Below are 22,886 nucleotides of genomic sequence, written 5' to 3' on the forward strand. Positions count from 1 at the left end.
AGGGGGCGCGTTTGAAAAAATCTAACGTGACCATGCGGCGTAGGCTGGTATGGGGGCTACTGGGATTGTTTGTACTGTTTGCGGCCTTGTCGATCCGGCTCGCCTATGTTCAATTGGGTAAAGGAGGCGAGCTCTCAGCCAAGGCTGAGGAATCGTGGCGCCGCAATATTCCTTTTGCCGCCAAGCGTGGCGAAATTTTGGATCGACAGGGTACTGCGCTGACCTATAATGTCAGTTCGCCGACTGTCATGGCGATACCAGTACAGATTAAGGAGCCGGAAGAAACGGCTCGCAGGCTGGCGCCGTTGCTAGATATGAGTGAGGATAAAGTGCTCAAGCTGATTACCAAACGAACAGCAAGCCAAAAACTTCAGCCCGGTGGACGAAAAATTACGATGGAGAAAGCCCAGAAAATTCGTGATTTGAAGCTGCCGGGTATCGTTGTTGCTGAAGACAACAAACGTTATTATCCTTATGGTGATCTAGCGGCTCATATTCTTGGATTTACCGGAATTGATAATCAAGGGCTGACAGGCGTAGAGAAGCAGCAAAACAGTAAGCTTCGGGGAATCGATGGAAGCATCGCGTATTTATCAGACGCAGGTGGCCGTCTGATGCCTGGTTCTTCTGAAAAGTACATTGAACCGAAGGATGGACTGAATTTACAATTAACCATTGATAAATCGGTGCAATCCATTATGGAACGAGAGCTTGACCAAGCCATGGTCAAATTTCAGGCGAAGTCCGCGCTGTCTATTGCGATGAACCCGAAGACGGGTGAAATATTAGGCATGGCTGGACGGCCAAGCTATGAGCCAGCGCTTTACAAGCAATATGCGCCTGAAATTTATAATCGCAATCTGCCGATTTGGATGACATATGAACCTGGGTCTACTTTTAAAATTATTACACTTGCCGCTGCCTTGGAAGAAAAGAAGGTCAATCTCAAAAATGACCGTTTCTTTGATCCGGGATATATTGAAGTTGGTGGAGCACGTCTGCGTTGTTGGAAAAAAGGCGGGCATGGCAGCCAAACCTTTCTTCAAGTGGTGGAAAATTCATGCAATCCCGGTTTTGTAACATTGGGACAACGTCTGGGCAAAGAAACACTGTTCAAGTACATTCGCAATTTCGGCTTTGGCAGCAAAACAGGAATTGACATGATTGGTGAGGGCAATGGCATTTTGTTCAAGCTACCTCAGGTCGGACCTGTAGAGCTGGCTACTACGGCCTTTGGTCAAGGGGTATCTGTCACTCCGATTCAGCAGGTTACGGCTGTATCGGCAGCAATCAATGGTGGCAATCTTTATAAGCCTCACATTACAAAAGGCTGGATTCAGCCCGGAACTGGAAAGATTCTCGAAAAAGTGGAGCCGGAACTGGTGCGTAGAGTTGTTTCAGAGGATACCTCTCGACAGGTAAGGGAAGCGCTGGAAAGTGTCGTCGCTAAAGGTACAGGTCGCCCTGCCTTTATTGAGGGTTACCGGGTTGGAGGTAAAACGGGGACAGCACAAAAGGTGATTAACGGACGTTATTCTTCCTCGGAGCATATTGTATCCTTTATTGGTTTTGCTCCGGCGGATGATCCGCAAATCGTCGTCTATACTGCTGTCGATAATCCGAAAGGGATTCAATTCGGCGGTGTGGTTGCTGCGCCAATCGTGCAAAATATTTTAAAGGATGCACTGATTGCCTTGAAAATACCACCTCGTACTAATCAAATTGCCAAAGAGTACAAGTATGGCGAAAATCCGATTGAAACGGTACCTGATCTGGTAGGTGCCACTGCAGCTGATTTATATGAAGATATGAATATGAACTTTATGCTCGTGAAATCTGGGTCAGGCAAGACGGTCGTAAGTCAGGCACCGAAGCCAGGCTCTCGATTGGAACGAGGATCAACGATCCGTATATATATGGGGGATTGACAGGTTCTTTTTATACCATACTATGAATAACGAGAGAGCAATGGAGGAATGTAAGATGCAGCTTCAACAATTGGCTTCACTGCTGGCCGTTTCCCGAGTGGTGGGTGACGGTACAGTGGATTGCCGAGGAATCGGGGCGGATTCACGTCGTGTCCAGCCGGGAGACTTATTTCTGTGCTTGCCTGGTTTTACAGTGGACGGACATGACTATGCTGGGCAGGCCGTTGCGTCTGGGGCGGCGGCTTTGGTCGTAGAGAGAGAACTGGATGTGCCTGTTCCGCAGCTTATTGTCAAGGATGCGCGACATGCCATGGCGGTTTTGGCGGATTATATGTTTGATTCACCAAGCCGCCGCATGCGCATGATCGGCATAACCGGAACGAACGGGAAAACAACGATAACATACCTGCTTGAAAAAATTATGAAGGACGCCGGGGTCAACACCGGGCTGATTGGTACGATTCAAATGCGTTATAACGGCCAGTCTTACCCTATGTCAGGCACTACGCCTGAAGCAGTAGAACTGCAACGTTATCTCGGAAATATGGCAGAGCAAGGGGTTCAATGCTGTGTCATGGAGGTATCCTCACATGCGTTGGAGCAGGGCCGTGTCAAAGGAACAGATTTTCGTACCGCTATATTTACAAACCTAACGCAGGACCATTTGGACTATCACAACACGATGGAGGAGTACCGCGCTGCCAAGGGACTTTTGTTTTCCAGATTGGGAAATGCCTTCTCGCGTGATGCATCCAATAGTAAATATGCTGTTCTGAATGCAGACGATCCGGCCTCTTCCTATTTGCAGGCTCAAACAGCGGCCCAAGTGATTACCTACGGCGTGGAAAAGGATTCGGATGTGCAAGCGTCTCGTATCACTATAAGTGCCAAGGGAACATCCTTCCATGTCTCCACTTTTAAAGGAGATACTGATATTGAGCTTCGGATGGTAGGCAAGTTTAATGTGTACAACGCACTAGCAGCCATTTCAGCTGCTTTGCTGGAAGGAATCTCGTTGGTGGATATCAAGCGGAGTCTGGAATCTATCGCAGGCGTAGATGGGCGCGTAGAGCCTGTTGATGCGGGTCAACCCTTTGCTGTAATCGTTGATTATGCCCATACGCCAGACGGATTGGAAAATGTCCTTCGTACCGTAAAGGAATTTGCGATTGGTAAAGTATGGTGTGTATTTGGATGCGGCGGAGATCGGGATCGTACGAAACGTCCGTTGATGGGGAAAATTGCTGCACGATACAGCGATCATTCGTTTATTACATCCGACAATCCGCGAACAGAAGACCCGATATTGATTTTGAAAGACATCGAACAAGGGTTGATTGATGAAGGTGTACCTGCCGAACGTTATGAACTGATCGTGGATCGCAGAACTGCAATTCATAAAGCTGTTGAAATGGCAAGCCCTGACGATGTAGTATTGATTGCGGGAAAAGGTCACGAGACTTACCAGTTAATCGGAAAAACGGTGCATGAATTCGATGATCGCATCGTAGCCAAAGAAGCGATAAGGGGTTTATCCAAGTGATGAAAAGAACAATCGGTCAGATTGCATCCATGTGTGGAGGAACACTTCACGCAGAGGCGGACGCTGAACGGATGGTTGAGGGCGTTTTTACAGACTCACGCAGGCCACAGAGTCTGGGACTGTTCGTTCCACTCGCGGGTGAACGATTTGATGGACATCATTATGTTCAGCAGATCGTAAGCGAGGGAGGGGCAACAGCATATTTATGGCAAAAGGATCATGGAACACCTCCGTCCGTAAATGCTATTGAGGTCGAGGATACGTTAGAAGCCCTTCAGCATCTAGCGGCCGCATACTTGCGCGAAACTGACGTTTCTGTCGTCGGAATCACGGGAAGCAACGGTAAGACGACGACGAAAGATATTGTAAATGCTCTATTGGGCACGACTTTTAAAGTACACAAAACCGAAGGAAATTATAACAATCATATCGGGTTGCCTTTAACAGTACTGTCCATGCCGCAGGATACAGATATCCTGATTCTGGAGATGGGCATGAGTGGACGCGGGGAAATCCGTCTGTTGGCTAATATTGCCCAACCAGATGTAGCTGTCATAACTAACATTGGCGAATCGCATTTACTTCAGCTTGGTTCTCGCACTGAAATTGCTCGTGCAAAGCTGGAAATTGCAAGTGGGATTAAACCTGGTGGATTGCTTATTTATAATGGGGATGAACCACTACTTCCACAAGTGTTGGCAGAACCTGAAACGGTCAAGCCTGAAGGATTAAAATTATTCACGTTCGGGTTAGCTGCGGACAATGATGATTATCCAATTGAAATCACTTCGGATGAAGAAGGTAGCTCATTCATAACAGCCCAATCCGGCCAAGAGGCTTTCCGGCTTCCCTTGCTTGGACAGCACAATGTTGTAAACGGGTTGGCAGCGCTGGCGGTAGCACGTCATTTCAATGTGGATGTAGACCATATACGTAAAGGATTGTCGTCTTTAAAGCTGACGGGCATGCGCATTGAGGTCGTGAAGTGTTCGGATGGACTTACCGTGCTAAATGACGCTTACAATGCCAGTCCTGCTTCAATGAAGGCTGCAATTCAGACGTTGTCTGCATATCAAACGGGTGGACGTAAAATTGCCGTGCTTGGGGATATGCTGGAGCTGGGCGCTGAGGAAACGCAATTTCATGAGGAAATTGGGCGTTTTGCTGCAAAGCATAACATAGAGGCACTGTTTACCTATGGTGCGTTAGGCGCTTCGATTGCGCAGGGTGCGCAAGGAACAATGCCAACTGCTAACGTACACGCTTATACAGATAAGCAAAAGCTGATCCAGCATTTGCGGTCTTATCTCCATGCCGATGATATTGTGCTGGTTAAGGCATCCAGAGGGATGCGATTAGAAGAAATTGTGGATGCGCTGAAAAACGGTCCGCTACAGAACTGATGTTGACGAGAGGGAGACTCCCATGGATATTCAATTATTACTGCTGACGATCGTCGTATCGTTTATACTGGCGGTCATTGCCGCTCCACTGCTCATTCCGCTGCTGCGGCGAATGAAATTCGGCCAGCAGGTCCGGGATGACGGGCCACAAAGCCATCTTAAAAAGATTGGTACGCCTACAATGGGGGGTATCGTAATCTTGCTGGCTTTTACGCTGACCTTTCTTAAGTTTTCAGCTATCAAAAATACGGACTTTTACGTTCTACTGGTTGCTACGCTCGGTTTTGGGCTGATCGGCTTTTTGGACGACTATATTAAAATCGTATTCAAACGCTCGCTCGGTCTAACGGCGCGTCAAAAGCTGTTCGGGCAGTTATTGTTTGGCGCGATTATGTGCTGGCTTCTGATTAGCAATGATCACAGCACGGCGATCGGTATCCCAGGCACCTCATGGTCATTTGATTGGGGCGGCTGGTTCTATTATCCGTTCATTATTATCATGATGTTGGCGATCAGCAACGCTGTCAATTTTACAGATGGGCTGGACGGGCTGCTGTCCGGTACAAGTGCGATTGCATTTGCTGCTTATGCCATTGTGGCGATTCAAGCAACCTCGCTTCCGGCTGCCGTTTGCGCAGCGGCCATGATTGGTGCTGTACTTGGTTTTCTCGTATATAATGCTCATCCTGCCAAGGTATTTATGGGAGACACAGGCTCGCTGGGAATCGGCGGAGCCATTGGTGCCATTGCCATTGTTACGAAAAGCGAAATTTTGTTCCTCATCATCGGTGGTGTCTTCGTGATTGAAATGCTGTCCGTGGTCTTGCAGGTAGCTTCCTTTAAAACCCGTGGCAAGCGTATTTTCAAAATGAGCCCGATTCATCATCATTTCGAGCTGTCCGGCTGGTCCGAATGGCGCGTAGTTATCACATTCTGGGCTGTAGGACTGCTGTTGGCAGGACTCGGACTTTATCTCAACAAGGGGTTGTAGACAAATGAATCATCCAGACGCATACCGAGATCAGGAAGTCGTCATTATCGGTCTGGCCAAAAGCGGCGTACAAGTGGCCAAGGTGCTACATCAGGCCGGGGCAAAGCTCACAGTCAATGATAAAAAAGATAGGGAACAATGTCCCGAAGCTTCTGAATTAGAGGCTTTGGGAATTTCCGTTTTATGCGGGGGTCACCCGGAAGGACTGATTCATCCTGGAGTGAAACTGGTTGTCAAAAATCCAGGAATTCCTTACGCGGCCCCTCCCGTACAGAAAGCTGTCGAGCTCGGCATTGAGGTCGTGACCGAGGTTGAGGTCGCCTACCATCTATGTAAAGCTCCGATTATCGGAATTACTGGCTCCAACGGAAAGACGACCACGACCACTTGGGTGGGCAAGTTGTTGGAGGCATCCGGCATGAATCCGATCGTGGCTGGTAATATCGGTACGCCGTTATGCGAGGCGGCTGTGGACGCCAAGTCGGACGAGTGGATGGTTGTGGAGCTGAGCAGCTTTCAGTTAAAAGGAACAAAGGATTTCAAGCCCGCTGTAGCCTGCTTGCTCAATGTAGCTGAGACCCATTTGGACTACCACGGAGGCATGGAGGACTATGTTGCATCCAAGGCACGTCTATTTGCCAATCAAACAGCGTCGGATATTGCGGTGGTGAACTGGGATGATCCCGTCTGCCGGGAGCTTGTGCCCTATATTCAAGCGAAGCTGCTTCCTTTCTCAATGACGGAACGTTTGCAGGAAGGGGTGTTCGCTGACCCGCCATACATACCGGATGTGACGGATGATATTGAAAGAAACATCGTATACCGTGATGGAAATGGGGTACTGCAACCCATTATAGGCGTGACCGATATTGGGCTTCCGGGTCGTTTTAACGTAGAAAATGCTCTAGCTGCTTGCGCAATCGCCATAGCCGCAGGCGCAGAACCAGCAAAATTGATGGAACCATTAAGCTCTTTTCGCGGTGTAGAACATCGGCTTGAATATGTTTTAGAACACGGTGGAGTAGCTTATTACAACAATTCCAAAGCAACCAACTCCAAAGCGACCATGATGGCCTTATCTTCCTTTAAGCAACCCATCGTACTCATTGCCGGAGGATTGGATCGTGGCTCTGATTATGCGGAGCTTGTACCGTCCTTGCAGGATGGTGTGAAAGCCGTTGTGCTCTTGGGTGAGACACGGCATAAGCTGGCAGATCGGGCCCGTCAGGCTGGAATAGAGCATGTCAAGGTCGTCGATAATGGGGAGGATGCCGCCGCTACGCTCGTGGAGGCTGTAAACAAGGCAGCTGAATTTGCTGAGACGGGAGATGTGGTATTACTCTCACCCGCCTGTGCAAGTTGGGATATGTTCCAATCCTATGAAGAGCGTGGACGTATTTTTAAAGAGGCGGCGCATAAATTGTAAGTAGGGGGGTTGGATAAGCCCCTACTTTTATGCAAGGGGTGGCCTCCTGATGAAGCAATCTCGTCCGGCGCCAGATATATGGCTTTTCGTCTGTATTGTAAGCTTGTTAGCCATCGGCATGGTTATGGTATACAGCGCGGGCGCCGTCCTCGCTTTTCACGAGTACGGGGACTCCTACTATTTTGTTAAACGACAATTGTTGTTTGCGGGGCTCGGCCTTGTAGCCATGTACTTTACGGCCAGAACGGACTATCGGATTTGGCAGAAATATGCCAAGGTCGTATTGTTGATCTGTTTGGCTCTACTGGTTGCTGTTTTAATTCCTGGCATTGGTGTAGTAAGAGGTGGAGCACGAAGCTGGCTCGGTATTAGCTCTTTCGGCATTCAGCCTTCCGAGTTTATGAAGCTGGGCATGATTCTTTTTCTCTCTCAATGGCTCAGTCGTCCTGACTATGATATTAGCTCTTTTACGCGCGGGCTGTTGCCTCCGCTTGGGCTCATGGGACTGGCCTTTGGGCTCATCATGCTCCAGCCCGATTTGGGTACAGGCACCGTAATGATGGGAGCATCCATGCTGATCGTATTTACGGCAGGCGCGCGTATGAAGCATCTTGGTCTACTGGCCTTGTCGGGGGCAGCGGGGTTTGCTGCACTGATTGCGGCTGCTCCTTATCGACTCCAGCGTATTACCGCATTTCTGGATCCTTGGTCTGATCCGCTTGGTGCGGGTTATCAAATTATTCAATCGCTATATGCTATTGGTCCTGGCGGATTGGCGGGCCTGGGGCTTGGCATGAGTCGGCAAAAATACAGCTACGTTCCTGAGCCACAGACGGACTTTATCTTCTCTATACTGGCGGAGGAGCTTGGTTTTATCGGTGGAATGACGGTACTGGGGCTTTTTTTGGTCCTTGTTTGGAGAGGGATGCGTGTCGCTATTACCATCCCGGATACCTATGGCAGTTTGCTTGCAGTCGGTATTGTCGGAATGGTGGCGGTACAGGTCGTTATTAATATTGGTGTTGTTATCGGTTTAATGCCAGTGACAGGAATAACACTGCCCTTAATCAGCTATGGAGGTTCTTCACTGACCTTAATGCTAACTGCTCTGGGCATTTTATTAAATTTATCACGTTATGCGAGGTGAATGTTTATGCGCGTCGTGTTGAGCGGCGGCGGTACTGGAGGGCATATTTATCCAGCGCTGGCCGTAGCCAGACAGTGCGAAGAAATAGATCCGGACGCTGAATTTTTATACATTGGCGGTCAACGAGGACTTGAAAGTAAATTGGTTCCTCAAGAAAAAATTCCATTTGAGGCTATTGATATCACAGGATTTCGTCGCAGCTTGTCTGTGGAAAATATAAAAACGATCATGCGCTTTTTCAAAGGAGTTCGCAGGTCCAAAGCATTATTAAAGAAATTTAAGCCAGATATCGTTATTGGCACCGGAGGATATGTATGCGGCCCTGTCGTTTATGCAGCTTCCAAGTTGGGAATCCCCAGCATTATTCATGAACAAAATGCAATTCCTGGGTTGACCAATGCATTTTTGAGTCGCTATGTGGATACAGTGGCTGTTAGCTTTGAAGGCTCGGAAGGAGCTTTTCCTAAAGCTAAAAATGTACTATACACTGGGAACCCACGTGCTACAACAGTTCGTCTGGCTAACCGGGATCGGGGATTTGCAACTATAGGGGTTCCTATGAACAGCTCTGTGGTCCTGGTGGTTGGCGGCAGCAGAGGGGCAAAGGCCATTAACGATGCCATGATTGCAATGGTTCCGCAACTTTCGCAACTGAAAGACGTCCATTTTGTATATGTGACCGGCGAATCTTACTATGAGCAAACGCTGGACAGCATACGAAATCAGATCGGCTCATTGCCCAATCATCTTCACGTGCTCCCCTATATTCACAATATGCCTGAGGTGCTAGCTTGTACCTCTTTAATTGTTAATCGTGCAGGTGCCTCCTTCTTGGCAGAGATTACATCGCTCGGCATTCCGTCCATTCTGATTCCATCACCCAATGTGACGAATAACCATCAGGAGGCTAATGCTCGTACACTTGAAAAGGCAGGGGCTTCTGTCATGATCACAGAAAAGGAATTAAGTGGCCCGGCTCTGTTTCAATCTATAGCAGAAATTATGAAGGATGAGGCAAGGCGGAGCCAAATGGCGGAGCTGGCATCTGCGCTTGGCAAGCCTGACTCAGCAGATATTTTAGTAAAAGAAATGGAGCGTCTTGCCCATAATAGGTAGTCCGCAGCGCAGATTTGGGCGGTTGTCACACACTGGACGGTATTTACATAGGATACCCTATAGATTGTGACCATCACCCAGGCTGCCGGTTGTTAGGTGAGAGCCTTATAACGATGCGGGGCAAGCAACAAGGAGGTTTCAGTACAATGCAGCAATGGATGCCATTATTAGCGGAGCATGATATCGGAAAAGTGCTGGAGCATGAGCCGCTGTCCAAATATACGACCTGGAAGATCGGAGGCCCTGCCGATGCTCTTGTGATCCCGGATACCAAAGAGCAGTTGGCAAGGATTTTGAAGCTGGCTAGCGAGCACGGAATTCCCTGGATGCAGTTGGGGCGGGGCTCCAACATGCTCGTCTCTGACAAAGGGATTCGGGGACTGGTGATCAAGCTTGGACCAGGATTTGATTATGTTCGTTTTGAGGATGAACAGATCGTTGCTGGTGGAGGCGTTTCACTGGTTAAACTATGTGTTATGGCTAGCAAGCAGGGTCTGTCAGGCCTTGAGTTTGCTGGTGGTATTCCAGGATCGGTCGGTGGGGCTGTCTACATGAACGCCGGTGCCCACGGGTCTGATGTGTCACGAATATTCCAGTCCGCTGAGATTGTGCTGGATACAGGGGAATTGGCTGTGTACAATGCCGAGGATATGCACTTTAGCTATCGTCACTCCGTGTTGCATGAGCAACGTGGAATGGTGACAGAGGCAGTGTTCCAGATGAAGCGGGGGGACCGAGAGGAAATCTCAACAGCACTTGCGGCTTTTAAAGACCGCCGTAGGCTGACCCAGCCGCTACAGTTAGCTTGTGCAGGAAGCGTGTTCCGTAATCCACCAGGAGACTATGCTGCCCGGCTTATTGAAAGCGCAGGTCTCAAAGGTTTGAAGGCGGGAGGCGCTGAGGTATCAGTACAGCATGCTAATTTCATTGTAAATACCGGTCAAGCGACAGCAGAGGACGTGCTTACCCTAATGAAGCATATTCAAAGTACAATATCATCTCAAACCGGCATCAAGCTAATTCCGGAGGTTTTCGTAGTGGGTGAGCGGTAAACTCGGAGGTGATACATTGGACAAATTGGTGATTGAGGGAGGCCGTCCCCTGTCAGGCACCATACGTATCCATGGGGCAAAAAATGCGGCACTACCTATTCTTGCAGCAAGTTTGCTTGCACAAGGTAAGGTGGAAATTCGGAATGTCCCCCATCTTTTAGACATTAAGGTCATGCTGCACATCCTAGAAAGACTTGGTTGCACATGCCGACATGAAGAGGAAACGGTATATGTGGATACATCGTCCGTCCGAACGTTCCAAATTCCTGAGGATTTGATGAAGCAAATGCGGTCATCTATCTTTCTAATGGGACCGTTGCTCGCTAGATACGGAGAAGTTTCCATTTATCAGCCCGGAGGCTGCGCCATAGGCGAGCGCAAAATTGATCTTCACCTGGAGGGCTTAAAAGCTCTTGGCGCAGAGATCGAGGAGAAAGACGAGCAAATTACGTTTCGAGCCCGCAAGCTGATCGGCTCGGACATCCACATGGATTTTCCGAGCGTAGGCGCAACAGAAAATATTATGATGGCTGCCGCGCTGGCCGAAGGACGAACAACGATTACCAATGCAGCGAGGGAACCAGAGATTCAGGATCTTCAAAACTTTCTGAATGCCATGGGAGCCCATATTATCGGTGCTGGAACAGACACAATTACAATCACGGGGGTCAGTCAACTCAATCCTTGTACGTATGAGGTCATTCCTGACCGCATAGTAGCTGGAACGGTTATGATCGCAGCGGCAGCTACACGAGGTAGTGTGTCATTGACACACTGCAATCCTTCCCACTTGTCTGCTCTGATTCACGTCCTCAGGCGGGCTGGTGTTCAAATTGGCATCTTGAATGATATAATGACCGTAAGTTGTATGAGTCGTCCCAAAGCAGTGGAGAGGATCGTTACCTCACCTTATCCGTCATTTCCGACGGATTTGCAATCTCAGGTCATGGTTCTATTATCTTTGGCGGACGGCTTCAGTGTCATGAAAGAGACTGTCTTCGAAAGCCGATTTAAACATGTAGATGAACTGAATGTAATGGGTGCTGATATTACGGTCGATGCGAATGCTGCTTTTATAAGAGGGGTTTCTCGTCTGTACGGGGCTACAGTAGAGGCTACCGATCTGCGGGCAGGGGCTGCACTGGTTATAGCCGGTCTAGCCGCTCAGGGACGTACCATTGTCGAGCAGGTTCATCACATTGACAGAGGATATGACCGGATCGAACGTCTTTTCCAGGGATTGGGTGCCCGAATGAGCCGTCAGTCTCCGGTGCCCGAGCAGCTGGATTTCGTAAATTAATGCCTATAATGTCCCTCCGTTAACGGGGGGACAAAGGGCTTTTGTGGAGAGAAGCTATGCCAAATGCTCAAATACCTGTTCTTAAAAAGAACAGAACGAAAAAAAGAACAAGCCGGAAGATTGCTATTCTTCTCATTTTGTTGTTTATTGTACTGCTCGCTGTTCTCTTTTTCCGTTCTTCGTTGAGTCAGGTTTCTGAAATTCGTTTTGATGGTAATGTATTTTCGACCCGGGAGCAACTTCTCAATCGAAGTGGTCTCGCTGTCGGAGATCAATATTTCGGAGTCAGTGCTTCCGACGTCTCTGAGAAGCTGCGGGAAATTCAGTCGATTCAGCAAGTCACAGTGGACAAGCAGTTTCCGGGCATCATTACGATTCACATTAAGGAGTTTGCTACAGTAGCTTACGAGTTGCAAAGTGACGGTAGCCTGCGTGCTATTCTAGCAAATGGGACAAGCGTGGGCGTAGGAAGCAGTGGGATAGCGGTTGAAAAGCCTATTTTGACTAAATGGAAATCAGATGATCCCTACAAAGCGAAGCTGTGTAATGCTTTATCACGCATTCCGGGAGAATGGACAGCTGATATTTCGGAAATCATTCCGGCGCCGATTCCTTCTTTTCCAGACCGTATAAAAATGTACACGCGTTCCCAGTTTGAGGTTATTACAACTGTTTCACTGTTGAACTCTAAAATCAGCTATCTGAACCAGGTGCTAGAAACAGAAGAGCCTGGTGTGATCACAATGCTGGAGGCGGATTCCTACGTTCCATTTAAACCCGATACGAGCGAAGAGGGCCAAGAAAAAGATACTACTCAGTGATGTGAAAAAATGCTAGAATTGATTTTATGGGTAATAGACTTGCCTCCTTCTTTTTTCTTCAAATTTTTATGTGACTGCAACCATAAATTGGCTTCTAAAAAATTTGTAGAAAAAAGAGGGAAAGCATGGAGTATGTTGAATATGTACAGAGTGTGTTTAAAGAACGAAATTCATTTTGGAGTCAGGAGGTGCCACAGACTTGAGCAACAATGACATCATTGTTAGTTTGGACATCGGTACATCCAAAGTTCGGGCTATTATTGGGGAAATGAATAATGGAACCTTTAATATTATTGGAGTTGGATCTGCCGACTCGGAAGGGATTCGCAAAGGTGCAATTGTAGACATTGATCAAACCGTGCAATCAATCCGTAACGCCGTGGATCACGCAGAACGCATGGTTGGTATTCAAATAACAGAAGTGTATGTGGGGATCTCAGGCAACCATATTGGTCTGCAAAATAGTCATGGCGTAGTAGCCGTGTCCAACGAGGACCGTGAAATCGGTGAGGAGGACATTGAACGTGTACTGAAGGCAGCAGAAGTAATTGCTGTACCACCGGAGAGAGAAATTATTGACGTGGTAGCCAAGCAGTATGTCGTGGATGGCCTTGAAGGAATTCAGGACCCTCGTGGTATGATCGGTGTTCGTCTCGAAGTAGAGGCTACGATTGTTACTGGAGGCAAAACCCCAATACATAATCTGTTGCGCTGCGTTGAGAAAGCTGGCCTGAGGATTAAAGATCTCGTCTTGTTGCCTCTCGGAGCTGGACAGTTGTCTCTTTCGAAGGATGAAAAGGTGATGGGTTCCGTGCTGGTGGATATTGGTGCAGGTTCTACGAATGTGGCCATTTTCCAGGAAGGAACGATTGTTGCCACATCAACACTCCCAATCGGCGGAGAATTTGTAACCAATGATATTGCCTACGGACTGAGAACCCTTACCGATCAAGCCGAAAAAGTTAAACTCAAATACGGCTGCGCTTGGTATGATGATGCAGCAGCCGATGTCGTCTTTAAAGTGACCCGTATCGGCAGTAATGTAGATAAGGAGTTCAACCAACAGGATTTGGCTGCTATTATTGAGCCGAGAGTACAGGAAATTTTTCAACTCATTCAGGCGGAAGTTAAGCGCTTGGGTTACACAGAGCTTCCGGGGGGTTATATACTTACCGGAGGCACCGTCTCCATGCCTGGTGTACTTCAGGTGGCACAAAGCGAACTGGCCGCTTCCGTAAGGATCGCTGTACCTGATTTTATCGGTGTAAGGGATCCGGGATACACGAGCGGAGTTGGTATCTTGCATAATGCTATTCGTTACTATCGCGGGAGATCGACTAGTGTTAGCAACAGTGGCGGTAGTACCAAGAAGCCGACTAACCGAACCAAGAGCAGCAGTCCCGTTACGGAAGGCGAGCAGAAGCAGGGGTTGATTGAACGCTTAAAAAATATGTTCAGTGAATTTATATAACGTTCATTGCTAATTATGCCAATCATGGACGGGCCATCCATGCACATTGAGGGGGAGATGGAATAGTATGTTGGAATTTGATTTTGAAATGGAGAGCTTGGCTCAAATTAAAGTGATCGGCGTCGGAGGCGGCGGCAGCAATGCAGTTAACCGAATGATCGAAAATGGAGTTCAGGGTGTAGAATTCATTACTGTCAATACAGATGCCCAGGCGCTTCACTTGGCGAAGTCTGAGCATAAGCTTCAAATTGGCGATAAGCTGACTCGTGGTTTGGGTGCCGGGGCTAACCCTGACGTGGGTAAAAAAGCGGCTGAAGAGTCGCGTGAGCTCATTATGAATACGCTCAAAGGCGCGGATATGGTATTCGTAACTGCGGGAATGGGTGGCGGTACAGGAACCGGAGCGGCCCCTGTCATTGCTGAAATTGCTAAGGAGTGCGGTGCGCTGACTGTAGGCGTGGTAACCCGACCATTCACATTTGAAGGGCGTAAACGCTCCAATCAAGCTGAACTTGGCATTGAGGGATTGAAAGAAAAAGTAGATACCTTGATTGTAATCCCGAATGATCGCTTGCTTGAGATTGTGGATAAGAAAACCCCAATGCTGGAAGCATTCCGTGAAGCAGATAATGTTCTGCGTCAGGCTGTACAAGGTATTTCGGATTTGATCGCTGTACCGGGTCTGATCAATCTTGACTTCGCTGACGTAAAAACGATCATGACGGAGCGTGGTTCCGCGTTGATGGGGATTGGCGAAGCGACGGGTGAAAATCGTGCGGCTGAAGCAGCGCGCAAGGCTATCATGAGTCCGTTGCTAGAGACATCCATAGAAGGTGCGCGTGGTGTCATTATGAACATCACTGGCGGCACCAATTTGTCTCTATACGAGGTCAATGAGGCGGCTGAAATTGTAACATCAGCTTCCGATCCGGAAGTGAACATGATTTTCGGTGCTATCATTGATGAAGACTTGAAAGAAGAGATTAAGGTTACCGTCATCGCCACTGGTTTTGAAGGCAAGCCGAGCCAACCAGCACCGGGACGTAGACCAGCAGCTAACCCAGCGGCTTCCGAAGCAACGGAAAAGTCCTCTCCTAACTTGCGTCCATTCGGTAACTCTCAAAGCAGTGATCAATTGGATATTCCGACATTCTTACGTAACCGTTCACGCAATAATAATAACGATAACTAGTTTATATCTAGACAGCCCGCATCCTCCTTGGAGATGAGGGCTTCTTTCTGTTTTCTCCGCATCCCGCACGGCCAGTGCTTCTCCTCTTTCCGACAAAATTAGTCGGACACCGTCCCCACCGTTAGACAGACTTTGAACCATATGACTACTATACTTAAGCCTATCCTGCAAAATGCTGGGCGGGTGAATCCTTGGTTGTTTATATCGATTTAATTTTCTTGGCCAATTTGTTCATTGATGCTGTGTTGCTAATGGCCACCGCCTGGATGAGAAAGATTCGTCCAGTGTGGTGGCGATTGATGACTTCAGCTGGAATTGGCGCAATGTACGTAGTCATGATGTTTGTGCCGGAACTGTCATTTTTATTTACGTTTCTAATCAAGCTGGCCTTATCGGTCATCATGCTGCTGGTGGCCTTTGGTTTTGGCAGCATGCAAAAGTATCTTCGTACAATGGGTGCCTTTTACATGATCAATTTTGTAGCAGCAGGTGGCATTTTGGGGATGCATTATTTTCTCCAAAATACGGGGGAATTGTTTAATGGCATCTGGTATACCGCTTCAGGTGGAATGTCTTTTGAATTGAAAATCGCATTCTGGTTTATTTTATGCGCATTTGGCGGAGTGATGCTTTTCTTTCGTATTGTGCAGTCCTCGAAGCAGCGCACAGAAAGGATGAGTGGCTTTTTGGGGCAAGTACAGGTGTGGATTGGGCAGAATCATATTGAGTGTACAGGCTTGTTGGATACAGGTAACCAACTGCATGATCCTTTGACCCGAACCCCAGTAATGGTGATGGAGGCGGCTTTGTGGGAATCGTATTTACCCGCTTCCTGGCTCCAAAAATGTTCTGAGGGTAATGCTGATCAACTAGTGATGGATCTGGGGGAGGAACCGTTCAACTGGCAGGATCGTGTTCGTCTCGTTCCCTATCGTGGAATTAACAAAAGTTATTCCTTTATGCTCGCACTCAAACCAGATCGAGTAGAGGTGGTGATGAATGGGATTCATTTTGTACATCATCGAGTGCTGATTGGCTTGGACGGGGGAAAGTTGTCGGCAGAGGGCAAATACCGTGCCATCATCCATCCAGATGTGACGGCACACGAAGAGGGGGGGGCTGATTCAAGCTTGAAACGAGAAGCATATGCTAGTGATCATTTTACAGAATCAGGATAATGGAGAAGAGTACAGGACAAGGTTTAAAGACGAGGAGAAACATTCGATGCTGAAATGGACGGAGCCAGTAAGACTTGTACTATTTCCAAAAGGGGGAGAATGATATGAGGGAACAAATGAATTTAAAGATGAAATTTAGGCTAGCATGGCAACTGCAATATTATCGTATTTTATTTTTATTTGGGCTGAAAAGTGAAGAAATTTATTATATTGGCGGTAGCGAGGCGCTCCCCCCTCCATTAACAAGAGACGAGGAAGAGTATTTGCTTGGAAAGCTTTCTTCTGGAGATGCGGCAGTGAGGTCGATGCTAATTGAGAGAAACTTGCGGTTAGTCGTGTATATCGCCCGTAAATTTGAAAATACGGGAATCAACATTGAGGATCTCGTATCCATCGGTGCTATTGGGCTGATCAAAGCGGTGAACACTTTTGATCCAGAGAAGAAAATCAAACTTGCCACCTATGCATCTCGATGCATTGAAAATGAGATTTTAATGTATTTGCGTCGTAATAGCAAAACAAGAACGGAAGTTTCTTTTGATGAGCCTCTGAATATCGATTGGGATGGTAATGAGTTGTTGCTTTCCGATGTGATGGGCACGGAAAATGATACCATTTACCGTAATATTGAGGAGCAAGTAGATCGTAAATTATTGCATAAGGCACTGGATAAGTTGACGGATCGAGAGCGTTTGATTATGGAACTGCGCTTCGGCTTACAAGACGGAGAAGAGAAGACACAGAAGGATGTTGCTGACCTGCTGGGTATATCGCAATCGTATATTTCGCGTCTGGAAAAACGAATTATAAAGCGCTTACGAAAAGAATTCAATAAAATGGTATAATGCTTGGGGATATCCGGAAGCGATGGAAACGGCGAATAAAAAAATGCCCTCAGGAGATAATGTACATTAATGTTGCTCCTTGGGAGGTAAGACACGATGACCCGAAACAAAGTGGAAATTTGCGGTGTGGATACCGCCAAACTGCCGGTATTAACCAATGCAGAGATGCGCGAGTTGTTCACATCACTTCAGCAAAATAATGAACGATCAGCCAGAGAAAAATTGGTCAACGGCAATCTCCGGCTCGTCCTGAGTGTGATTCAGCGTTTTAACAATCGGGGGGAGTTTGTGGACGATTTGTTCCAGGTAGGATGCATCGGCCTGATGAAGGCGATTGATAATTTTGACCTTTCGCAAAACGTAAAGTTCTCCACTTATGCGGTGCCGATGATCATCGGAGAGATCCGCCGTTATTTGCGGGATAACAATCCGATCCGTGTGTCCCGTTCGTTGCGGGATATTGCATATAAGGCGCTTCAGGTGCGGGACAGTCTGACAAATCTGAACTCGCGGGAACCAACGATTTTTGAAATATCAGAGGTGCTGAACGTGCCTAAAGAAGATGTTGTGTTCGCATTGGATGCGATTCAGGATCCAGTTTCGCTGTTCGAGCCGATATATCACGACGGGGGCGACCCAATCTATGTGATGGATCAGATCAGTGATGACAGAAATAAAGACGTCTCATGGATTGAGGAAATCGCTCTCCGGGAAGCGATGCATCGCCTGGGCCAGCGTGAAAAGATGATATTGTCTATGCGTTTTTATGAAGGAAAGACGCAAATGGAGGTTGCCGACGAAATCGGTATCTCTCAAGCCCAGGTTTCGAGATTAGAGAAGTCGGCTATACAGCAAATGCAAAAACATGTAAAGTCCTAATGAAATGAATGCTTGAATGATTCAGTGATAAAAACGATCCCGTGTGGATCGTTTTTGCGTTTGCAGGACATTTTTTGGGCTCTCCCACTCATATAGTGAAATAAAGGATGTGATGCGTGTGAATGCACCGGAAACGTCAGTAAGAGCCATGAAAATTTCCGAGTTTCAAACCAAGGATGTCATTAACATTGTAGATGGACGACGTCTAGGACAAATCAGTGATCTGGAGATTGATGTACGACAAGGGAAAATTGAAGCTATTGTGGTTCCGGGCAGCAGCCGATTCATGGGTTGGTTTGGAGGGGGAAGCGAATTGGTTATTCCGTGGCGCAACATTGTGAAAATTGGTTCGGATGTTGTGCTTGTTCGACTGGAGGGATTGCATGAGCCGCCGGATGAGAGGGAGGAAAAGTCTTATATCGAACGTCAGGAGCGGAATGACCGACGGGGCTTTTGAACAGCAGGTACACGTAATTTAGTATGTTGTGAAGACACAGCGGCGGCTTTTTGGTACACTGGGCAGTAGAGGTGAGAACGAAATGGAACCGTTTATAGTGAATACCGAGGCTAGAGGGACTACGCCCATGCAAGATGGCGGACGTCCCGTGCCAGAGTTGTTATATATCCAATCTTGGGAGCGGCAGGTTCAGGGATTAACAGTGGGGTTTACAGGGCGTCATGGCGGTGTCAGCGAAGCGCCATACGATAATCTGAACTGTGCGTTTCATGTAGGGGATGACCCGGAGAAAGTCATTCGCAATCGCCAATTAATTGCTGAGCAGCTTGGTTTTGCTGCTGAAGCGTGGACGTGCGGCGAACAGGTCCACGGTAATCATGTTGCTGTTGTCCACGCTGCTGATCGTGGGCGAGGCTTTATGGATCGTGCATCAGCTTTTCAGGACACAGATGGACTTCTGACGAATATACCAGGCATTTTGCTGACGTCCTTTTATGCGGACTGTGTACCCTTATATTTTTGTGATCCCGTGCATCGTGTGATTGGATTGGCGCATGCAGGCTGGAAGGGAACAGTTGCGGAGATTGCGTTGAAAATGGTACAGACCATGCAAACTGAATATGGATCTCAGCCGTCCGATATACTAGCAGCTATTGGTCCTTCTATTGGTCCTGAATCCTATGAGGTAGATGAGCATGTGATGAATCAAATCCGGGTTTTAGAGCATGATTGCCCGGGTAATGATAAATGGGAAGGTTCTGTTTATTTCCCCTTAACTGGTGGAAAAACACTACTCGACTTGAAACAATGCAATCGACACATTATGATGAAAGCAGGAATATTGCCGAGCCATATCGAATGTACTACCTTGTGCACGAGTAGCCGCAGCGATTTATTTTTTTCATATCGCAAGGAAGGCGGCGTTACAGGAAGAATGGCGAGTTGGATTGGTCTGGAAGAGAGGTGAGTCCTCCCGTGTCTTTGGAGGAACGAATTAAAGAAGTTAACGCCCGTATCGAAGCGGCATGTGCCCGTAGCGGACGTTCGCGTGATGAAGTAAATGTGATCGCTGTCACGAAATATGTTTCGGCGGCGGCAATGGCATCCGTATTGGATAACGACTTGGAGCATGTGGGCGAAAATCGCTGGCAGGATGCTGCGGATAAATGGAGCAAGTTGGGTGATCGGGGAACGTGGCATTTTATTGGTCATCTCCAAACGAATAAGGTTAAAGATGTAATTGGAAAATTTAAATTTATACATTCGCTTGATCGCTTATCGCTTGCTCAGGAATTGGACAAGAAGGCAGCCGCTTTGGGACTGCGAGTCAAAGCTTTTGTGCAAGTCAATATTTCTGGGGAAATTTCAAAATACGGCTTATCCTCCGAGGCAGTTGCCCCTTTCCTAGAACAAATTCGCGAGTTGGAACATGTGGATGTAATCGGCCTGATGACCATGGCTCCTCATGAGGAAAACCCAGAACATACTCGACCTGTGTTTCGGGGATTACGTGAACTGCGTGATCGGTTAAATGGACAAGCTTTGACTAGAGAACCTATCGTTCACTTGTCTATGGGGATGTCCAATGATTTTGAAGTGGCGGTTGAAGAAGGAGCGACTTGGTTGCGGCTTGGTTCCGTACTGGTCGGACGAGAGGAGGATTTTCAGTGGGCGTAATGAATAAGTTCATGAACTTTCTGGGCCTTCAGGAAGAAGAGGAAGTTATAGAGCGAGAGGTTATGAATACGCCGGAAGATCAAGAAATTGAAACCCCAAGCTTTGATAAACGTAAGAACCAGAAGGGCACGAATGTTGTCAGCATCCATTCACAAAAAAATGTGAAAGTTGTTCTGTATGAGCCGCGTTCTTACGATGAAGCACAGGAAATCGCCGACCATATCCGTTCCCACCGGACCGTCGTGGTTAACTTGCAACGAATTCGCAAGGATCAGGCGCTACGCATCATTGATTTTTTGAGTGGCACTGTGTATGCACTGAGTGGCGGCATTTCGAAGGTCGGTAACAATATTTTTCTGTGCACACCGGATACGGTTGAAATTCAAGGCTCCATTACGGAGATACTGGCTGACACTGAACAAGAACTTAACAGAATGAGGTGAGCTTTTCTTGATCGAGGTAATTTACTGGCTATTTCAGATTTATTCGTACATGATCATTGCATATGTCCTGCTGTCATGGCTTCCTAATGCCAGAGAGAGTGTGATCGGTGATTTACTTGCCAGGTTTGTGGAGCCATATTTGTCTCCTTTCCGCAGGTTTATACCGCCAATCTTCGGGATGATTGATATTTCACCTATCGTAGCGCTGATTGCTCTGCGTTTTGCATCGTACGGTTTGATTTCTTTAATCGGCAATTTCGTCTAGGAGGATTTATGCGGACTGAGATTTATGAGCATTTTCACCCGGATGAACGGGATTATGTGGATCGTGCTTCCGAATGGATCAGTCATGCGGGAGCTTATCATGAGCAGAAGCTGACTGATTTTTTGGATCCGCGGCAACAGTACATATTGGAGACACTTGCTTCGAAGGAAGACAAGGTCACGATTAGGGTAGATGGCGGATACATGGCTTCGGAACGAAAGCGGGCGCTGATTGCGCCCGATTATTCGTATTTGGACGATGAGGAAATGGGAATTCAGGTCCTTTCCATCACTTCTGATGATCATAAAATCAATACCCTTGAGCACGGTGATTATCTAGGTGCCATTTTGGGGCTTGGAATCAAGCGTGGCAAAATCGGCGACATTCATGTGCTGGATGATGGGTGTCATGTATTGGTGGCGTCAGAGATTGGAGATTTTATGACCATGCATTTGCAGCAGGTACATCGTGTTCATGTATGGACAGAACTGTTGCCAGTAGCAAGTCTCCGAACGAAGGAAGTTGCATTAGAGGCGATGGATCTGACGGTGGCTTCTTTGCGTCTGGACGGGATTGCTAGTGACGTCTACAAATTGAGTCGCAGTAAAATATTAACACCGATTCGAGCGGGACGATGTCGGGTAAACTGGAAGGTGGAGGAGAATCCATCGACTTCACTTAAAGTTGGGGACGTTATTTCCATGCAGGGATTTGGGCGTTTTAAAGTGCTTGAAACAGACGGGATGACAAAAAAGGGTAGATTCCGTGTCAAAATTGGTAAGTTTGTATAGCTGAAGGCAGGATTCATGAGATTTCTGTCGAAAGAATTAACCTATAGCGTTGAACTGGAACGATTTTGCTCTGTACAGTATTCACAAAACGGGGTATGATGACCGATAGATGATATTGAGCGTCGTGACGCGGAAAATGAATTTTTTGTCAATCTTATAGGAGGTGGACGGCATGCCATTAACGCCATTGGATATACATAATAAGGAATTTGCCCGCCGGCTTCGCGGTTATGATGAGGATCAAGTTAATGAATTTTTGGATCAGGTGATCAAGGACTACGAGGGCGTTATCCGTGAAAATAAAGAATTGAGCACCCAGTTGTTGAACGTACAGGAGAAGCTCGATCATTTCGCGACGATTGAGGATACACTGAGCAAGACAATTATTGTCGCGCAGGAAGCAGCTGATGAAGTTCGCAACAACGCCAAGAAAGAATCTCAACTGATCGTGAAGGAAGCGGAAAAAAATGCGGATCGTATTGTGAACGAAGCATTGTCCAAATCCCGTAAAATCGCGTTGGAGGTTGAAGAGCTGAAGAAACAGGCTTCAATTTACCGAGCACGGTTTCGTACATTGGTGGAAGCGCAGCTCGACTTGTTAAGCCAAGATGGCTGGGAAGCACTTGAAAACCGGGAACGCGAAGTGCTGGAGCGCGAGCGTGAAATGAAAGAAATTTACTAATTTTGATTTCTGACAAGCTTTTATTAGGTCTTGTTAGGGTTGACTTTTATCTTTAAACAGGCTATAACTGTAAATACTATACTGAATTCAACGATTATCCGTCTATCGGTTGATGGTTGTGATTCAAGGCAACGATGTTGCTGATTTAAGATTTCGATGAATTTAACATGTTTAATTCGTTGATGGGAACGAGTACGTCATGATTTGTCCCTCAGAGAGTTGGCCTACCGGTGCAAGCCAACGTTCAGAACATGACTGAAGATCCTCCCGGAGAAGTGA

The 22,886-nt window shown here is 47.4% G+C and carries 22 protein-coding genes and 1 other annotated feature (1 of these 23 cut by a window edge); all 22 genes read left to right on the top strand.

Annotation, left to right across the window (positions count from 1 at the left end; genetic code table 11):
* Positions 1-11: 11 nt before the first annotated feature.
* Positions 12-1,928 carry a stage V sporulation protein D gene (locus tag ACXHJ1_RS15790; protein WP_457904901.1) on the top strand — a complete coding sequence of 639 codons (1,917 nt, stop codon included), beginning with the start codon at positions 12-14 and terminating at the stop codon, positions 1,926-1,928.
* Between the two features lie 55 nt (positions 1,929-1,983).
* A complete protein-coding gene (locus ACXHJ1_RS15795; protein ID WP_017428133.1) occupies positions 1,984-3,471 on the top strand; it encodes a UDP-N-acetylmuramoyl-L-alanyl-D-glutamate--2,6-diaminopimelate ligase in 1,488 nt (495 codons plus the stop codon).
* Positions 3,471-4,874, top strand: a complete 1,404-nt coding sequence (locus ACXHJ1_RS15800) for a UDP-N-acetylmuramoyl-tripeptide--D-alanyl-D-alanine ligase (RefSeq protein ID WP_103042526.1) — start codon at positions 3,471-3,473, stop codon at positions 4,872-4,874. Before ACXHJ1_RS15795 ends, ACXHJ1_RS15800 begins: the two co-directional genes overlap by 1 nt.
* 22 nt (positions 4,875-4,896) lie before the next feature.
* Positions 4,897-5,865 (top strand): phospho-N-acetylmuramoyl-pentapeptide-transferase, encoded by a 969-nt coding sequence (gene mraY / locus ACXHJ1_RS15805; RefSeq protein ID WP_013372092.1) that lies wholly within the window; start codon positions 4,897-4,899, stop codon positions 5,863-5,865.
* Between the two features lie 4 nt (positions 5,866-5,869).
* Entirely contained in the window at positions 5,870-7,291 is a 1,422-nt protein-coding gene (murD, locus tag ACXHJ1_RS15810; protein ID WP_457904902.1) for a UDP-N-acetylmuramoyl-L-alanine--D-glutamate ligase, read from the top strand.
* A 49-nt stretch (positions 7,292-7,340) separates the two neighbouring features.
* Positions 7,341-8,438, top strand: coding sequence for a stage V sporulation protein E (spoVE, locus tag ACXHJ1_RS15815; RefSeq protein WP_013372090.1), 1,098 nt, complete (start codon positions 7,341-7,343; stop codon positions 8,436-8,438).
* Between the two features lie 6 nt (positions 8,439-8,444).
* Positions 8,445-9,554: an undecaprenyldiphospho-muramoylpentapeptide beta-N-acetylglucosaminyltransferase gene (murG, locus tag ACXHJ1_RS15820; RefSeq protein WP_016821543.1), complete on the top strand. Its 1,110-nt coding sequence runs from the start codon at positions 8,445-8,447 to the stop codon at positions 9,552-9,554.
* A 146-nt stretch (positions 9,555-9,700) separates the two neighbouring features.
* Positions 9,701-10,606, top strand: coding sequence for a UDP-N-acetylmuramate dehydrogenase (gene murB, locus ACXHJ1_RS15825; RefSeq protein ID WP_016821542.1), 906 nt, complete (start codon positions 9,701-9,703; stop codon positions 10,604-10,606).
* On the top strand, positions 10,596-11,906 hold the full coding sequence (murA, locus tag ACXHJ1_RS15830) for a UDP-N-acetylglucosamine 1-carboxyvinyltransferase (RefSeq protein ID WP_013372087.1): 1,311 nt from the start codon (positions 10,596-10,598) through the stop codon (positions 11,904-11,906). The genes murB and murA overlap by 11 nt, the downstream gene beginning before the upstream one ends.
* Before the next feature lie 56 nt (positions 11,907-11,962).
* Positions 11,963-12,727, top strand: coding sequence for a cell division protein FtsQ/DivIB (locus ACXHJ1_RS15835; RefSeq protein WP_457904903.1), 765 nt, complete (start codon positions 11,963-11,965; stop codon positions 12,725-12,727).
* A 199-nt stretch (positions 12,728-12,926) separates the two neighbouring features.
* Positions 12,927-14,198, top strand: a complete 1,272-nt coding sequence (ftsA, locus tag ACXHJ1_RS15840) for a cell division protein FtsA (protein WP_031461774.1) — start codon at positions 12,927-12,929, stop codon at positions 14,196-14,198.
* 67 nt (positions 14,199-14,265) lie between these two features.
* Positions 14,266-15,390: a cell division protein FtsZ gene (ftsZ, locus tag ACXHJ1_RS15845; protein WP_019688024.1), complete on the top strand. Its 1,125-nt coding sequence runs from the start codon at positions 14,266-14,268 to the stop codon at positions 15,388-15,390.
* 191 nt (positions 15,391-15,581) lie between these two features.
* Entirely contained in the window at positions 15,582-16,568 is a 987-nt protein-coding gene (gene spoIIGA, locus ACXHJ1_RS15850; protein ID WP_107733306.1) for a sigma-E processing peptidase SpoIIGA, read from the top strand.
* A gap of 104 nt (positions 16,569-16,672) precedes the next feature.
* Positions 16,673-17,413: an RNA polymerase sporulation sigma factor SigE gene (gene sigE / locus ACXHJ1_RS15855; protein WP_013372081.1), complete on the top strand. Its 741-nt coding sequence runs from the start codon at positions 16,673-16,675 to the stop codon at positions 17,411-17,413.
* A 96-nt stretch (positions 17,414-17,509) separates the two neighbouring features.
* Complete coding sequence (sigG, locus tag ACXHJ1_RS15860; protein WP_013372080.1) at positions 17,510-18,292, top strand: RNA polymerase sporulation sigma factor SigG; 783 nt, start codon at positions 17,510-17,512, stop codon at positions 18,290-18,292.
* Positions 18,293-18,404: 112 nt separating this feature from the next.
* Positions 18,405-18,749: a YlmC/YmxH family sporulation protein gene (locus ACXHJ1_RS15865; RefSeq protein WP_173426158.1), complete on the top strand. Its 345-nt coding sequence runs from the start codon at positions 18,405-18,407 to the stop codon at positions 18,747-18,749.
* 82 nt (positions 18,750-18,831) lie between these two features.
* Positions 18,832-19,716 (top strand): peptidoglycan editing factor PgeF, encoded by an 885-nt coding sequence (pgeF, locus tag ACXHJ1_RS15870; protein ID WP_026065490.1) that lies wholly within the window; start codon positions 18,832-18,834, stop codon positions 19,714-19,716.
* 8 nt (positions 19,717-19,724) lie between these two features.
* Positions 19,725-20,426 carry a YggS family pyridoxal phosphate-dependent enzyme gene (locus ACXHJ1_RS15875; protein WP_017428126.1) on the top strand — a complete coding sequence of 234 codons (702 nt, stop codon included), beginning with the start codon at positions 19,725-19,727 and terminating at the stop codon, positions 20,424-20,426.
* Positions 20,417-20,869 (top strand): cell division protein SepF, encoded by a 453-nt coding sequence (locus ACXHJ1_RS15880; RefSeq protein ID WP_013372076.1) that lies wholly within the window; start codon positions 20,417-20,419, stop codon positions 20,867-20,869. The genes ACXHJ1_RS15875 and ACXHJ1_RS15880 overlap by 10 nt, the downstream gene beginning before the upstream one ends.
* 7 nt (positions 20,870-20,876) lie before the next feature.
* A complete protein-coding gene (locus ACXHJ1_RS15885) occupies positions 20,877-21,134 on the top strand; it encodes a YggT family protein (protein WP_013372075.1) in 258 nt (85 codons plus the stop codon).
* A gap of 8 nt (positions 21,135-21,142) precedes the next feature.
* Positions 21,143-21,925, top strand: a complete 783-nt coding sequence (locus tag ACXHJ1_RS15890; protein WP_017428125.1) for a YlmH family RNA-binding protein — start codon at positions 21,143-21,145, stop codon at positions 21,923-21,925.
* Between the two features lie 172 nt (positions 21,926-22,097).
* A complete protein-coding gene (locus tag ACXHJ1_RS15895) occupies positions 22,098-22,607 on the top strand; it encodes a DivIVA domain-containing protein (RefSeq protein ID WP_013311075.1) in 510 nt (169 codons plus the stop codon).
* A gap of 170 nt (positions 22,608-22,777) precedes the next feature.
* Positions 22,778-22,886, top strand: a binding site (T-box leader); it runs 170 nt beyond the window's last position.

This window comes from Paenibacillus sp. ALE2, from assembly GCF_054113385.1.

Coding starts and splice junctions, on each gene's coding strand:
- murD (WP_457904902.1), top strand. CDS start 5,870: ATGAATCATCCAGACGCATACCGAGATCAGGAAGTCGTCATTATCGGT.
- ftsZ (WP_019688024.1), top strand. CDS start 14,266: ATGTTGGAATTTGATTTTGAAATGGAGAGCTTGGCTCAAATTAAAGTG.
- ACXHJ1_RS15890 (WP_017428125.1), top strand. CDS start 21,143: ATGCGGACTGAGATTTATGAGCATTTTCACCCGGATGAACGGGATTAT.
- ACXHJ1_RS15835 (WP_457904903.1), top strand. CDS start 11,963: ATGCCAAATGCTCAAATACCTGTTCTTAAAAAGAACAGAACGAAAAAA.
- ACXHJ1_RS15895 (WP_013311075.1), top strand. CDS start 22,098: ATGCCATTAACGCCATTGGATATACATAATAAGGAATTTGCCCGCCGG.
- ACXHJ1_RS15800 (WP_103042526.1), top strand. CDS start 3,471: ATGAAAAGAACAATCGGTCAGATTGCATCCATGTGTGGAGGAACACTT.
- sigE (WP_013372081.1), top strand. CDS start 16,673: ATGAGGGAACAAATGAATTTAAAGATGAAATTTAGGCTAGCATGGCAA.
- ACXHJ1_RS15795 (WP_017428133.1), top strand. CDS start 1,984: ATGCAGCTTCAACAATTGGCTTCACTGCTGGCCGTTTCCCGAGTGGTG.
- mraY (WP_013372092.1), top strand. CDS start 4,897: ATGGATATTCAATTATTACTGCTGACGATCGTCGTATCGTTTATACTG.
- pgeF (WP_026065490.1), top strand. CDS start 18,832: ATGGAACCGTTTATAGTGAATACCGAGGCTAGAGGGACTACGCCCATG.
- murB (WP_016821542.1), top strand. CDS start 9,701: ATGCAGCAATGGATGCCATTATTAGCGGAGCATGATATCGGAAAAGTG.
- sigG (WP_013372080.1), top strand. CDS start 17,510: ATGACCCGAAACAAAGTGGAAATTTGCGGTGTGGATACCGCCAAACTG.
- murG (WP_016821543.1), top strand. CDS start 8,445: ATGCGCGTCGTGTTGAGCGGCGGCGGTACTGGAGGGCATATTTATCCA.
- ACXHJ1_RS15865 (WP_173426158.1), top strand. CDS start 18,405: ATGCGTGTGAATGCACCGGAAACGTCAGTAAGAGCCATGAAAATTTCC.
- spoVE (WP_013372090.1), top strand. CDS start 7,341: ATGAAGCAATCTCGTCCGGCGCCAGATATATGGCTTTTCGTCTGTATT.